Genomic DNA, 12897 nt, shown 5'->3' on the forward strand with positions numbered 1-12897 from the left:
CCCCCCCCCCCCCCCCAGCCGCAGCACGTTGAAGGTGCCGATCAGGTTGATCTCGATCACCTGGCGATATGTCTCCAGCGGCAGCGGGCCACTGCGCCCGACGACGCGGCCGGGCGTGCCGATGCCGGCGCACATGACGGCCACGCGCAGTTCGCCCAATTCGCCGGCCGCCGCCACCGCGGCGGCAACCTGGTCTTCGTCACGGACGTCGGCCGGGGCGAAGCGCGCGTGTTCGCCAAGCTCATCGGCCAAGGCGGCGCCCCGCGAGGAAGGTAGGTCGAGGATGACCACGCTGGCGCCGTCGGCGTGCAAGCGACGCACTGTCGCCTCGCCGAGCCCGGAGGCGCCGCCGGTGACCAGGGCAACGGTGTTCTCGGACAATTGCATGTGAGGGTGCTCCTTAGGAACTGATGTGGCCTGCTGAACTGATCTGGATCGCGGGCCGGGTCAGCGGCCGAGAAGGTGACGGCTGATCACGAGTCGCTGGATCTGGTTGGTGCCTTCGAAGATCTGGGTCACCTTGGCCTCCCGGAACCAGCGTTCGGCGGGAAAGTCCTGCGTATAGCCCGCACCGCCGAGGACCTGAACAGCGTCAGTGGTCACCTTCATCGCCGCGTCCGTGGCGACCAATTTCGCCACTGCGGCGGCCTTGCTGAAGGCCCGGCCGGCGTCGCGCAACCGCGCGGCATACAGATAAGCGGCGCGGGCGGAGCTCACCGCGGCCTCCATATCGGCCAGCAGGAACGCCAGCCCCTGGTTAGTGGCGATCGGGCGACCGAACTGCTCGCGCTCGCCGGCATAGGAGACGGCCAGGTCGAGGGCGCCCTGAGCGAGCCCCGTGGCCGCCGCGGCGATGCCGAGCCGGCCGGAGTCGAGCGCGGCGAGGGCGATCGCCATACCGTCCCCCTCGGCGCCGATGCGGTGATCGGCGGCAACCCGAACTCCGTCAAAGATCACTTCGGCGACGGTGTCGCAGTGCAGTCCCATCTTCTTCTCGGGTATGCCGAAGCTCAGTCCCGCCGCATCGCCGGGGACGATGAAGCAGGAGAGGCCCCGACCGCCGTCGTCGGAGGTGCGCGCGAAGGTCGTGTAGTAGTCGGCGTGGCCGGCATGCGAGATCCACGCCTTGCGCCCGCTGATCACATAGGAGTCACCGTCACGCTCGGCCCGGGTCGTCATCGAGCCCACATCGGAGCCGGCCAGCGGCTCGGAGAGGCAGTAGGCGCCGAGCTGGGCTCCCGAGAGCATCCCCGGCAGGAGCGCGGCCTGCTGCGCGGCAGTGCCGAAGGCGGCCACCGGGTAGCACGTGAGCGTATGCACGGAGGTGCCCACCGCGACGCTCATCCACGCAGACCCGAGTTCCTCGATGACCTGCAGGTACACCTCATACGGCTGGTCGTAGCCGCCGAACTCCTCCGGATAGGGCAGCGAGAGCACGCCCGCCTCGCCCAACGTGGTGAAGACGTCCCGGGGGAACTCGGCACTCGTCGCGGCGGCCGCCTCCGCCGCGCTTGCGCGCGGTCGCAACTGATCGTCGGCGATCTCGCGGACCAACCCGATGAGGTCGGCCGCCTCCTCGGTGGGCAGCAATCGTTCGACGGGCATACTCGCCAGCCTAAGCGAGCCGCTCCGATGCCAGGTGGCGAGTGGAGCGGGACGCGAGCAGGTTCGCGCCTACGATCACGACCGCCGCGAGCGCTGCGGCGACGCCCACGATGACGGATTCGGGAAGAACGGTGAGGCGACCCACCGCGATCCAGGTCAGGCCCCACGCCAAGGCGAAGGCGACGCCGACCCGCGGGCCGAGGGCACGGACATACATCAGGCCGATGGCGGCGGCGACGGCCAGCACGGCGACAGTGATGATCTCGATAAGCGGTTTCGCCGGCGACCAGCCAGCGTCCACCAGCGTGGCGGCGATATTGGCGCAGGTCGCCACCGACACCCAGCCCAGGTAGAGGCCGAACGTGCCGTCGGTGATGACCTGGTCGAGACGGCTGCGCGCGGGGTGGCGGGTGAGCCGCCCCATCAGCACGCCGAGGGTGAGCACGAGCGCCACGATGACCAGGACGCTGATCCACAGCCAGCCCGCGCGAACGACCAACAGCCACAACGCATTCAGAACCATGGTGGCCGCCGCGAGCCAGCCGATCTCGCGGTGGCGCACGGTGTCGCCGATGCCGAACCACTGCCAGATGGTGTACGCCGCGAGGCCGAGATAGATCGGCGTCCAGATCGAGAACGCGCCGACGGCGGGGGCGATATAGGTGGCATCCGCCGCCAACGCGCCACCGGCGGCCTGCTGGACCTCCGGACCGCCGAGGACGCCGACACCGACCAGAGTGCCGATGATGCAGAAGATCTCGGCGACGGTGACCGTGATCCGGCGGCCGAGGACTGACTGCGCCAGGGTGGAGGTGCTCATGAGGTGCCCGTTTGGCTGGGGTTTGATTCGCCGGGGTTTGAGAGGAGGCCGGCCGCCTCGGCGACCCAGGACCACATCTGCTCGCGATCGGTCGGGGTGGCGCGGGTGCCCGGCACAACAACGGTCGGGCGCATTCGGCGGTCGTGCCACAGGCCGCCGCCCTCGGGTCGCGGGCTGATGGCGGCCAGCCAGGTCGTGGTGTCGGCGCCCTCGTCGGCGTCGCGAAGCAGCGGCCCCATGACCTTCTCGAAAGTCGGAAGGGATTGCGAAACACCCGGAGTCGCGACCCAGCCGGGGTGCGTCGCATACACCGCGGCCTGCGGCCACCGCCGGCCGAGTCGGTCGAGCAACTCGACCTGAGTGCGCTTGCTTCGAGCGTATGCCGTGGCCCCCGAATAGGTGCCCTCGCGATAGTCCGGATCGGCGACCGGAAGAGACTGGGTGTACATCCCACCCGAGGTCACCAAGATGACACGCGCATCGTCGGTGAGGCGGGCCGCGAGCAGGTCGGTCATCAGGACCGGGCCCAGCACGTGGACGGCCATCGTCAGTTCGTGGCCCTGGGCCGATTCGGTGCGCTCGGCCGGCAGCACGCCGGCGTTATGAATCAGGGCGTGGATGGGGATGCTCTGGTCGCCGAAGGACGTCGCAAACACGCGGACGCTGTCGAGATCGCCGACGTCGCACCGCCATACGGTCGCGTCGCCGCCGATCTCGCGCGCCAGGCGGGCGCCCTTGGCCTCATCGCGCACCAGCAGGTGCACGTGCGCGCCGATGTCAGCCAACTGCTGCGCGGTAGCCGTGCCGATCCCCGAGGTCGCGCCCGAGATGAGGACGTGCTTGCCGGCGAGGGCGTCCGGTCGAGGATCAGCCGGCCAGCTCGGCAGGCGCCGACGGACGGCGGGGCCGACCCGCGAGAAGCCCGGCACAACCAGTCGATCCAGGACGCGATCGACGCCACCGGCGAGAGGTGCGAGATTCATCGGGCGATCTCCAATGCCTGCGGGAGCAAGAACAGCATGCCAAGTGACCAGGTCAGATGGGTGATGATCGGACCGAGGACGCCTCCGGTGACGCGGCGCTGCAGACCCGTGATCAGGCCGAGCAGCAGCGCCGCGAGGATCAACAGGGGGACGCCGGCGGCGGCGGTGACCGCGGCATACACCAGGGTCGTCAAGAGCACGGCGTGACGGCGACCGATGCCGGCATAGAGCGCCCCGCGGAAGTAGAGCTCCTCGGCGATGCCGTTGACAGCCGTGATCGCCGCGACGATCGGCAAGGACCCGACCGCGGCATGCGCGAGGAGGCCGTCGACCGGCTCGCGAAGCGCCGGGATGCGGGCCACCACGAGGGCGCCGGCGAGGAAGAGCAGGAGCAGCAAGGTGCCTAGGGCGAGGGACTGCACGACGGCCCGGCTGGGTTCGGACCCGGCGCGGGTGTGCGCGCGACCCAAGTGCAGCCGGCCCGAGGCGAACGCGCCCGCGGCCCACACCCCCGCCAACAGCAGCGTCGCGACATAGAAGAGCGGGTCGCCCGGCTCGATCCGCAACGCCCACGCGAGCACGCCGGCCCCAAGCAGCAGCGTGGCGAGTGCGACGACCCGGCGGCGCCGGAAGGCGGCGTCGCTCTCCAAATGATCGCGCGGCACGGGCTCGACGAGGGCGGCGTGCACGAAGCGGCGCAACTCCGCGACGGGGCTGATCATCGGCGGCGCCGGATTGCCGCAGCGAGGTCGTTCAGCAGCCCGTGCTCGCCGGCCCAGTCCGGATCGGCCGCCGTGAGGCGGGCCGGATCGGTGGTGCCGGGCTCGGGCAACTGGCCCTTGCCCTGGCCCCGGCCGGCCAGGGCGGCACGGACGGCATCGTCATACGAGATGAGGTCCTCGGGGGTGCGGCCGAGGAAGGCCGTCAAGTCGCTCTCGCGTGCCACAACCTCGTGAATCAGGCTGCCCACCAATGGTTTCGCCACTCCCGTCGGCACGGGGGTGACCAGCCCAACCCAATGGCTCGCCAGGTGGGGGGTCAGGACTGGCACCGTGACGATGCGCCGCGGCGAGAGGCCGGCCAGGGCGGCATACCGCTGGATCATCTCGCGGTAGGTGAGGACGTCCGGGCCGCCGATGTCATAGGTGCGATTCTCCTGCGGCGGCAGGTCGGCCGCGATCCGCAGATGGTCGAGGACGTCGGCAATCGCGACCGGTTGGATGCGGTTGTCGAGCCACTTGGGGGTGATCATCGCCGGGAGCCGGACGGTCAGGTGCCGCAACATCTCGAACGACGCCGAGCCCGCTCCGAGGATCACCGCCGCCTGCACGACGGCGGTCGGGACCCCGCTCGCCATCAGCAGATTGCCCACCTCGACCCGGGAGGCGAGGTGGTCGGAGAGTTCGCCGTCCGGGTGCAGGCCCGAGAGATAGACGATGCGCCCGACACCGCTGTCGTATGCCGCGCGGCCAAACGTCTGCGCCAACGCGCGGTCCCGCTCGGCGAAATCCCCCTGACCGTCCATGGAGTGCAGGAGGTAGTAAGCCACGTCGATGCCCTCGAGTGCCTCCCGCGCCGAACTCGCGTTCGCGGCATCGCCCTCGACGATCTCGACGCGATCCGCCCAGGCGCGCGCCCGCACGCTCTCGGCGCGGCGGGTCAGGACGCGCACGGCCATACCGTGATCGAGCAGGTGCGGGACGAGACGCGCCCCGACGTAGCCGGTGGCACCGGTGACGAGAACGCGCGTCATGTGGCCAGCCGATCCAACGCCGCGCGCAGCGTGGCTGCCGTCTGGTCACCGAGCCGGGCGAGGAGCGGATTGATCAGCGGGCCGAGGAAACGGGCGGGACCGGAGAAGGTGAAGTGCGCGGTGTAGTCCACGGTGCTGCCCCCGCCCGGGTTCGGGGTGACGATGATGATGTCGCGGCTGGTCGTGGTGGCGTTGCGGCCGACGATGACGAAGGTGGGTTCGGCCAGAACCTCCACCGTGTAGTCCAGCTCGACCTTCCGGCCCGCGAACTCCGAGACATTGCGATAGGTCGTGCCTGGCCCGCCGTCACCCTGAACGCGGGTGCAGGAGGCCGTGCCTGAATCCCATTCGGTGGCATTCTCGAAGTCCGCGAGGTAGGCGAAGGCCACGTCAGCAGCGGCTCGGGTCTCCACTCGGCGGTGCAGGGTCGTCATGACTGGTCCTTTCCGAAGGTGAGTTGCGCGACGTCGAGGTACCCGGCCGCGAAACCGGCCTCGCAATAGGCGAGATAGAACTCCCACCGGCGCTTGAACTGGTCGTCGAAGCCGGGGCCGGCGATCGCGTCGTAGGTGGCCAGGAAACGCTCGCGCCAGCGGCGCAGGGTCTCGGCGTAATGCGGGCCGAACGAGAAGGTCGCGCGGCGCCGGAGGTGGGTATGGGTCCCCGTCACGAGGTCGATCGCCCGCAGCGAGGGGATGAGGCCGCCGGGGAAGATGTATTCCTGAATCCACCCATGGGAGTGCCGCGTCGCCAACAGCCGCTGGTGGTCCATCAAGATCGCCTGGATGACCGCGCGGCCCCCTGGGGCGAGCAGGCGGTCGATCGCCCGGAAATAGTCGGGCCAGAACTCCTCGCCGACCGCCTCGATCATCTCGATGGAGACGATCGCATCGAACTCCCCGGCGACATCGCGGTAGTCCTGCAGACGGATATCCACCCGATCGCTCAGCCCGGCGGCCGACGCCCGCTCCCGGGCTAGCTGCTGTTGCTCGGCCGAGAGCGTGATGCTCACGACCTCGGCGCCGCGGGCAGCGGCGCGGATCGCCAGCTCGCCCCAGCCGGTCCCGATCTCGAGGACGCGGGACCCCGGTGCGACGCCAGCCTCGTCCAGAGCCCGATCGATTTTGCGCCATTGTGCTTCCTGCAGCGGCTGCTGGCGCCACTGCCCGGCCCCCGCGAAGAGAGCGGAGCTATAGGTCATCGAGGGGTCGAGGAAGGCGGCGAAGAGCGCATTGCTCAGGTCGTAATGGGCAGAGATATTGGTTCGAGCGTTCTCGATGGTGCCGCGGTGGTGCGTCGGCAAGGCCGAGTCGGCCAGGCCGCGCAGAGCCAGCAGCGGGCGCGGAATGAGAGCGTCCAGCCGGGCGGCGAAGGGCACCAGCGCGTCGGCAAGGTCGGTGCCGGGCGCCGGTTGCCACTCGCCGGTCACATAGCCGTCGCCGATGCCGATCTTGGGGTGCTGCGCCAATCGCCGATAGAACGCCTCGGGTGATCGCAGTTCGAGCACCGGCGAGTCCGGTCCACCGGCGCCGATGGTCTGACCATCGGCGAGGCGGACGCGGACGTCGACGCGCTCCACCACCCGGCGCACGATCGCCTTGGCGATGGCGGCCCGCGTCGTCTGGGAGCCATTGCCCAGGGGCAGAAGCCGGGCATCCTGATACGTGCTCATCGCTCGATTACCGATCTCCTGGCCGGGCGCGGATTTAGCGGGAGGCGACGCAACCACAGCCATACGCCATGCACGCGGATCTGCGCGGTGACGCGCTGCGGCATCAACGGGTTAAGAAGCAGCGTGCGGACGAGGGTGCCTCGGGCCAGCGGCAACCGACGCCCGGTCAGGGAGGCCGTCATCACGGTGTCGCCATCGCGGACCAGCCGGATGCCGATCGCGATCCGCTCGGCGTCCGTGGCGAACCGCATCAGGTAGCGACCGGAGACATCATTGAACGGGGAGACATAGAACGCCTTGTCGATGACGGTTCCGTCGCGGGCGTCGGCGCCGGCCACGACATAAGCGTGCCGGCCGCCGTAGGTGTTGTGCACCTCCACGACAACGGCTCGCACGTCGTCGCCGGCGAAACACCAGAAGGCCGTCATCGGGTTGAAGGTGTGGCCGAGGATGCGCGGATGGGCGAGCATGACGACGCGATCCACCGGGTCACCGGGGATGGCGGCGCCCTCGACCAGGCGAATCGCGTTGTCCTTCAGGCCGGTCAGCGTCGTCGGCGAGCCTAGATGGTCCCGGGCGTCGAAGTGGATTGCTCTGACTTCTGGGGGTGCGTCGAGGTCGATCAGCCAGGAATAGTGCCGGGTGGTGAACGTATGCCGCACGGGACGATGCCGGGTGTGGTGCAGAGAGCCGGCGATGAGGCAGGGCGTCGCGGGGACCTCTTGACGCGCGGGCTGGGCGGGGCGGGCGACGAGCGGCATCACCAGATCACCCCGAAGTGGGCCGCTGCGGCGACGCCGGCGCGCGCCGTCCTCGTGGAATCCCCAGCCGTGATAGGCGCCCGCGTATGCCGTTGTCCCCGAGTTGAGTTCGGGCAGCCGCCGTTGCGCGGCCACGGCCGCGACGTCGAAGACCGGGTGGGTGTAAGACATCTGCGCGATCACGCTCTCGGGAGCGATGCGGTGCGTGGCGTTGAGGCTGACCAAGATCGGTGCCACTGCGTCGAACCCCTGAAGCCGGTTGAGCCAGTAGGTCACCGCCGGCGGACCGTCGCCGGCCGAGGTTTCGAAGTTCCACGAGGACTGGAGGCGCGGCGTCGTCGGTAACAGCGTGGGATCGCGGTGCAGGACAGTGTCATTGGTGGAGTAGCGAAAGGCCCCGAGCAGCTCGCGCTCGGCCTGGGTGGGGTCGCTCAGCAACGCGAGGGCCTGGTCGGCGTGCGTGGCCACGACGACTCGGTCGAACTCACGGTCACCGGCGGCGGTCGTGACGCTGACACCGTCGCCACTTCGGCGAAGCCCGATCACCGGCTCATTCGGCCGGATGGCGGGCAGGTGCTCGGCAATGGCGCGGACGTAGGTCTGCGACCCACCGACGACCGTGCGCCACTGGGGGCTGTCGCCGATCGTCAACATCCCGTGGTTGGCCAGGAACCTGAACAGATGCACGGCGGGGAAGCCCAGGGCATCCGAGCGCCCGCTCGACCAGACGCACGAGACGAGCGGCACGGCATACAACTCGACGAAGTCCCGGGAGAAGCCGTGGGCGGCCACAAACTCGCCGAAGGAGGTGGCGTCCGTGGGCTCGGCGTCGGCGAGGAAGGCGCTCGCCACGCGGTGGAAGCGGCGAACCGACACCAGCATCCGGAGGTAGTCCCGCCGCAGCAGCTGCCGCGGCCGGGCGAGGAAGCCCACGGCTCCCTTGCCGCCCGCGTACTCCAGTCCGGTATGAGTGTCTCGGATCGACATCGACATCTCGGTGTCCCGCGTTGCGACCCCCAGCTCGTCGAAGAGCCGCGTGAGCAGCGGATAAGTGCGGTCGTTGTGCACGATGAACCCGCTGTCGACCGCGATCTCGCCGGCGGGCGTGCTCACCGCGTGCGTGTGGGCGTGCCCGCCGAGGCGCGAATCGGCCTCGAACAGGGTCACGTGATGCTGCTTCGACAGGACGTATGCCGCGGTGAGACCCGCGACGCCCGACCCAACGACGGCGATCTCGGCTCCGTGCCGAGGCGGCGTCGCGGGGGTGGTCATGTCACCGACGGTAATACAAGAACGATGCTTCGTGTCAAAGCCTTGTCTAAGGTTTTTCGCCGCGCTACGGTGACCCGGTGACCGAGGCCACCGACGCGATGCGCATTGGGGAGCTGAGTGCGCGCGTGGGGGTTTCGGCGCACACCTTGCGTGCCTGGGAGCGGCGCTACGGGCTGCTCCGCCCGCTGCGGACCGATGCCGGCTACCGGGTTTATGGCAGCGGCGATGAGCATCGCGTGCGCGCGGTCGTGGCGCTCGTGGCCGATCGGGTGCCCGCCTCGCAAGCCGTAGCCCGGGTGCTGGCGCAAGAGCGGCTGACGAGCGACGCGGGGGAGCCGAGGGCGGGTGGCGACGCCGCCTCCGAACTCACGACCTTCGAGTCCCGGATGTGGGCCGCCGCGTCCGCTTTTGACGAGGCCGCCGTTCACGACGCCTTGGACCGAGTATTCGCGGTCGCGCCGCTCGACGACGTCGTGGAGATGGCGCTGCTGCCGTTCTTGCGCCATATCGGTGACCTGTGGGGCGCCGGCGAAGCCACAATCGCGCACGAGCATTTCGTCAGCAATCTCATGCGCCGGCGGCTGGCGGCCTACACCCACACGTGGGATCAGGGCGACGGGCCGGTCGCCCTCCTCGCCTGCCTGCCCGGGGAGCAGCACGACATCGCATTGCTGTGCCTCGGAGTGCTGTTGGGGCGGGCGGGGTGGCGGATTCGCTATCTCGGTGCGGACACTCCCGTCGAGCAGGTCGCCGGCGTTGCGGCGCAGGTCGACCCCGACGTCATCGTCATCTCGAGTCGCGACCCGGCCCTCGTGGCCGCCCAGCGCAAGCAGCTGGCCCTGCTGTCCCGGCGGCACCGTCTGGCGATCGCGGGCCCTGCGGCAGGCCGGGGGCGAGCGCCCGGGCGAGCCACGCGGCATACGGGCTCGGTCGTAGCGACGGTTCGAGCCATCACGGCGGACGCCCGCTCGCCCCGGTGAGCCGGGGTCCGGCGACGTCGGCGAATCGGGCCGGTGGGGGGCGTGCGTGGTAATCTCATGAGACGTATGTAGTGCTGGCGCGCCGTTCGTGCGGTGCCGGCCCGCGGTCGACGGGGATCGCGCCTGCATACCGTTTCCCAAGTTGTTCAGGAAGGCTTTTCCATGGCGCAACCCAGCCCCGAGACGCTGACGCATCTGCAGCGTCTGGAGGCCGAGAGCATCCACATCATGCGGGAGGTCGCGGCCGAGGCCGAGAACCCGGTGATGCTCTACAGCATCGGCAAGGACTCCGCCACGATGCTGCACTTGGCCCGCAAGGCGTTCTACCCGGCGCCGCCCCCGTTCCCGTTGCTGCACGTCGACACCACCTGGAAGTTCCAGGCGATGTATGAACTGCGCGACAAGGCGGCGCGCGAGGCGGGTATGGAGTTGCTCGTCTACCAGAACCCGGAGGCAAAGGAGAAGGGGATCAACCCCTTCGACCACGGGCCCCTGCATACGGACATGTGGAAGACCGAGGGCCTGAAGCAGGCGCTCGACAAGTACGGCTTCGACGCCGCCTTCGGTGGTGGCCGCCGCGATGAGGAGAAGTCCCGCGCCAAGGAGCGTGTCTTCTCCTTCCGCAACGCCCGCCACCAGTGGGACCCCAAGAACCAGCGCCCGGAGCTCTGGAAGCTCTATAACGCGCGCAAGCACAAGGGCGAGTCGATGCGGGTCTTCCCGCTGTCCAACTGGACCGAGCTCGACATCTGGCAGTACATCCACCTTGAGGGCATCGAGATCGTGCCGCTCTACTTCGCGGCCGAGCGCCCGGTCGTCGAGCACGACGGCCTGACGATCATGGTCGATGACGACCGCTTCCCGCTTAATGGGCGTGTTCCGGAGATGAAGAGCGTGCGCTTCCGCACCCTCGGCTGCTACCCGCTGACCGGTGCCGTGGAGTCCACCGCCACCACGCTGCCCGAGGTCATCCAAGAGATCCTCCTGACCACCACGTCCGAGCGCCAGGGCCGCGCCATCGACCACGACAGCGCCGGCTCCATGGAGAAGAAGAAGCAGGAGGGCTACTTCTGATGACCACCACGGAAGAGCCGATCTACCAGGTCGAGTCCCTGATCGCCGAGGACATCGACGCCTATCTCGAGAAGCACCAGCACAAGACGATGCTGCGCTTCATCACCTGTGGCTCGGTCGACGACGGCAAGTCCACCCTGATCGGGCGGATGCTTTATGACAGCCACATGATCTTCGAGGACCACCTGCAGGCCCTTGAGGCCGACTCAAAGAAGGTCGGCACCCAGGGCGAGCAGATCGACTTCGCGCTGCTCGTCGACGGCCTCGCGGCCGAGCGGGAGCAGGGCATCACGATCGACGTGGCCTACCGCTTCTTCGGCACCGAGAAGCGCAAGTTCATCGTCGCCGACACCCCGGGTCACGAGCAGTACACCCGCAACATGGTGACCGGCGCCTCGACCGCCGAGCTCGCGGTCATTTTGATCGACGCGCGCAAGGGGGTGCTGACGCAGACCCGTCGGCACAGCTACCTCGCGCACCTGCTCGGCATCCGGCACATCGTCCTCGCGGTCAACAAGATGGACCTCGTCGACTACAGCCAGGAGCGCTACGACGAGATCGTCGCGGACTACCGCGCCTTCGCTGACTCGATCGGCATCACGGAGTTCACGCCGATCCCGATCTCGGGCTTCCTCGGCGACAACATCACCAACCACTCCGAGAACACGCCCTGGTACACCGGCACCACGCTGATGAACCACCTGGAGACGGTCGAACTCGACCAGACCCTGGACCAGGCCCGTCCCTTCCGTATGCCCGTGCAGCGCGTCGTGCGTCCGGACCTCGACTTCCGTGGGTTCTCCGGAACGATCGCCAATGGCATCGTGCGCCCCGGCGACAAGGTCCGCGTGCTGCCGACGAATCGCACCTCGACCGTGGCGCGAATCGTCACCTTCGATGGCGACCTGGAGCAGGCTGTGGTTGGGCAGGCCGTGACGCTGACGCTCGAGGACGAGATCGACTGCTCGCGTGGTGACGTGCTGGTGCTCGACAGCGCCCCGGCCGAGGCCGCCGATCACTTCGAGTGCCACCTGGTGTGGATGGACGACAGCGAGATGCTGCCCGGCCGCCCCTACTGGATCAAGATCGGCACCACGACGGTCACGGCGCAGTTCGAGCGCCCGAAGTATGCCGTCAACGTCAACACCATGGAGCACGTCGCAGCGAAGACGTTGGGGCTCAACGCAATTGGCGTCCTGACGTTCTCGACTGACAAGCCGGTCGTCTTCGAGCCGTATGCCGACAGTCACGACCTCGGCGGCTTCATCGTCGTCGACAAGATGACCAATGCGACGGTCGCGGCCGGCATGATCCACTTCGCGCTGCGTCGCGGCAAGAACGTCGCGTGGCAGCCGCTGGAGATCGACCGGGCCCACCACGCCAAGATGAAGCACCAGGCTCCGGCCGTTATCTGGCTGACCGGGCTCTCGGGCGCCGGCAAGTCCGTGATCGCCAACGAGTTGGAGGTTCAGCTCGCGCGGATGAATCGGCATACGTTCCTGCTCGACGGCGACAACGTGCGCCACGGCCTGTCCAAGGATCTGGGCTTCGACGACGCGGACCGCGTCGAGAACGCTCGGCGCCTGGCTGAGGTCGCGCGCCTGATGGCCGACGCCGGTCTGATCGTGATCGTCTCGTCCATCTCGCCGTTCCGGTCGGAGCGGGAGATGGCGCGCGAGCTGATCGGCGACAGCGAGTTCCACGAGGTGTTCGCGGACTTGCCGCTGGCCGAGGCGGAGCGACTGGACGCCAAAGGCCTGTACGCCAAGGCGCGCGCCGGCGAACTGGAGCACTTCACCGGGGTTAACAGCCCCTACGAAGCCCCCACCGCTCCGGAGTTCCGCTTCGACATGCAGACCACGACCCCCAAGGAGGCGGCCGCCGCGATCATCGCGACGCTCGTCCCGTAAGACCCTGCCCAAGTTCGGCCAACTCGGCGCGGACGCAATAACCCGCGGCGGACGCAATAGCTATTGC

12 protein-coding genes are annotated in these 12897 nt (G+C 68.8%); 3 read left to right on the top strand and 9 right to left on the bottom strand.

Annotation, left to right across the window (positions count from 1 at the left end; translation table 11 throughout):
* The 9 genes from BN13_RS06950 to BN13_RS20190 all read right to left on the bottom strand — a co-directional run.
* Nucleotides 1-387 (bottom strand): SDR family NAD(P)-dependent oxidoreductase (locus BN13_RS06950; RefSeq protein WP_157038705.1); only part of this gene is annotated, 387 nt, incomplete at its 3' end.
* A 60-nt stretch (nt 388-447) separates the two neighbouring features.
* A complete protein-coding gene (locus BN13_RS06955) occupies nt 448-1605 on the bottom strand; it encodes an acyl-CoA dehydrogenase family protein (RefSeq protein WP_048545538.1) in 1158 nt (385 codons plus the stop codon).
* Between the two features lie 10 nt (nt 1606-1615).
* Nucleotides 1616-2425: a TspO/MBR family protein gene (locus tag BN13_RS06960; protein WP_048545540.1), complete on the bottom strand. Its 810-nt coding sequence runs from the start codon at nt 2423-2425 to the stop codon at nt 1616-1618.
* On the bottom strand, nt 2422-3408 hold the full coding sequence (locus BN13_RS06965; protein WP_048545542.1) for an SDR family NAD(P)-dependent oxidoreductase: 987 nt from the start codon (nt 3406-3408) through the stop codon (nt 2422-2424). Before BN13_RS06965 ends, BN13_RS06960 begins: the two co-directional genes overlap by 4 nt.
* Complete coding sequence (locus BN13_RS06970) at nt 3405-4130, bottom strand: CPBP family intramembrane glutamic endopeptidase (protein WP_048545544.1); 726 nt, start codon at nt 4128-4130, stop codon at nt 3405-3407. Before BN13_RS06970 ends, BN13_RS06965 begins: the two co-directional genes overlap by 4 nt.
* Nucleotides 4127-5161, bottom strand: a complete 1035-nt coding sequence (locus BN13_RS06975; RefSeq protein WP_048545546.1) for an NAD(P)H-binding protein — start codon at nt 5159-5161, stop codon at nt 4127-4129. The genes BN13_RS06970 and BN13_RS06975 overlap by 4 nt, the downstream gene beginning before the upstream one ends.
* Nucleotides 5158-5595, bottom strand: coding sequence for an SRPBCC family protein (locus BN13_RS18295; protein WP_053079746.1), 438 nt, complete (start codon nt 5593-5595; stop codon nt 5158-5160). The genes BN13_RS06975 and BN13_RS18295 overlap by 4 nt, the downstream gene beginning before the upstream one ends.
* Nucleotides 5592-6833: an SAM-dependent methyltransferase gene (locus BN13_RS06985; protein ID WP_048545547.1), complete on the bottom strand. Its 1242-nt coding sequence runs from the start codon at nt 6831-6833 to the stop codon at nt 5592-5594. The genes BN13_RS18295 and BN13_RS06985 overlap by 4 nt, the downstream gene beginning before the upstream one ends.
* Nucleotides 6830-8866, bottom strand: coding sequence for an FAD-dependent oxidoreductase (locus BN13_RS20190; RefSeq protein ID WP_235433965.1), 2037 nt, complete (start codon nt 8864-8866; stop codon nt 6830-6832). The genes BN13_RS06985 and BN13_RS20190 overlap by 4 nt, the downstream gene beginning before the upstream one ends.
* A 77-nt stretch (nt 8867-8943) precedes the next feature.
* On the opposite strand from BN13_RS20190, the gene BN13_RS07000 reads away from it, so the two are divergent.
* The 3 genes from BN13_RS07000 to cysN all read left to right on the top strand — a co-directional run bounded on the left by BN13_RS07000 (nt 8944) and on the right by cysN (nt 12830).
* Nucleotides 8944-9846, top strand: a complete 903-nt coding sequence (locus BN13_RS07000; protein WP_048545549.1) for a MerR family transcriptional regulator — start codon at nt 8944-8946, stop codon at nt 9844-9846.
* A 162-nt stretch (nt 9847-10008) separates the two neighbouring features.
* The gene (gene cysD, locus BN13_RS07005) at nt 10009-10920 is read left to right on the top strand and encodes a sulfate adenylyltransferase subunit CysD (RefSeq protein ID WP_048545551.1); all 912 of its coding nucleotides are present in this window, start codon (nt 10009-10011) and stop codon (nt 10918-10920) included.
* Nucleotides 10920-12830, top strand: coding sequence for a sulfate adenylyltransferase subunit CysN (cysN, locus tag BN13_RS07010; protein ID WP_048545553.1), 1911 nt, complete (start codon nt 10920-10922; stop codon nt 12828-12830). Before cysD ends, cysN begins: the two co-directional genes overlap by 1 nt.
* Nucleotides 12831-12897: the final 67 nt, after the last annotated feature.

It is taken from the genome of Nostocoides jenkinsii Ben 74 (genome assembly GCF_001046875.1).
Taxonomy (GTDB): Bacteria; Actinomycetota; Actinomycetes; order Actinomycetales; family Dermatophilaceae; genus Nostocoides_A; species Nostocoides_A jenkinsii.

Coding starts and splice junctions, on each gene's coding strand:
- BN13_RS06955 (WP_048545538.1), bottom strand. CDS start 1,605: ATGCCCGTCGAACGATTGCTGCCCACCGAGGAGGCGGCCGACCTCATC.
- BN13_RS06960 (WP_048545540.1), bottom strand. CDS start 2,425: ATGAGCACCTCCACCCTGGCGCAGTCAGTCCTCGGCCGCCGGATCACG.
- BN13_RS06965 (WP_048545542.1), bottom strand. CDS start 3,408: ATGAATCTCGCACCTCTCGCCGGTGGCGTCGATCGCGTCCTGGATCGA.
- BN13_RS06970 (WP_048545544.1), bottom strand. CDS start 4,130: ATGATCAGCCCCGTCGCGGAGTTGCGCCGCTTCGTGCACGCCGCCCTC.
- BN13_RS06975 (WP_048545546.1), bottom strand. CDS start 5,161: ATGACGCGCGTTCTCGTCACCGGTGCCACCGGCTACGTCGGGGCGCGT.
- BN13_RS18295 (WP_053079746.1), bottom strand. CDS start 5,595: ATGACGACCCTGCACCGCCGAGTGGAGACCCGAGCCGCTGCTGACGTG.
- BN13_RS06985 (WP_048545547.1), bottom strand. CDS start 6,833: ATGAGCACGTATCAGGATGCCCGGCTTCTGCCCCTGGGCAATGGCTCC.
- BN13_RS20190 (WP_235433965.1), bottom strand. CDS start 8,866: ATGACCACCCCCGCGACGCCGCCTCGGCACGGAGCCGAGATCGCCGTC.
- cysD (WP_048545551.1), top strand. CDS start 10,009: ATGGCGCAACCCAGCCCCGAGACGCTGACGCATCTGCAGCGTCTGGAG.
- cysN (WP_048545553.1), top strand. CDS start 10,920: ATGACCACCACGGAAGAGCCGATCTACCAGGTCGAGTCCCTGATCGCC.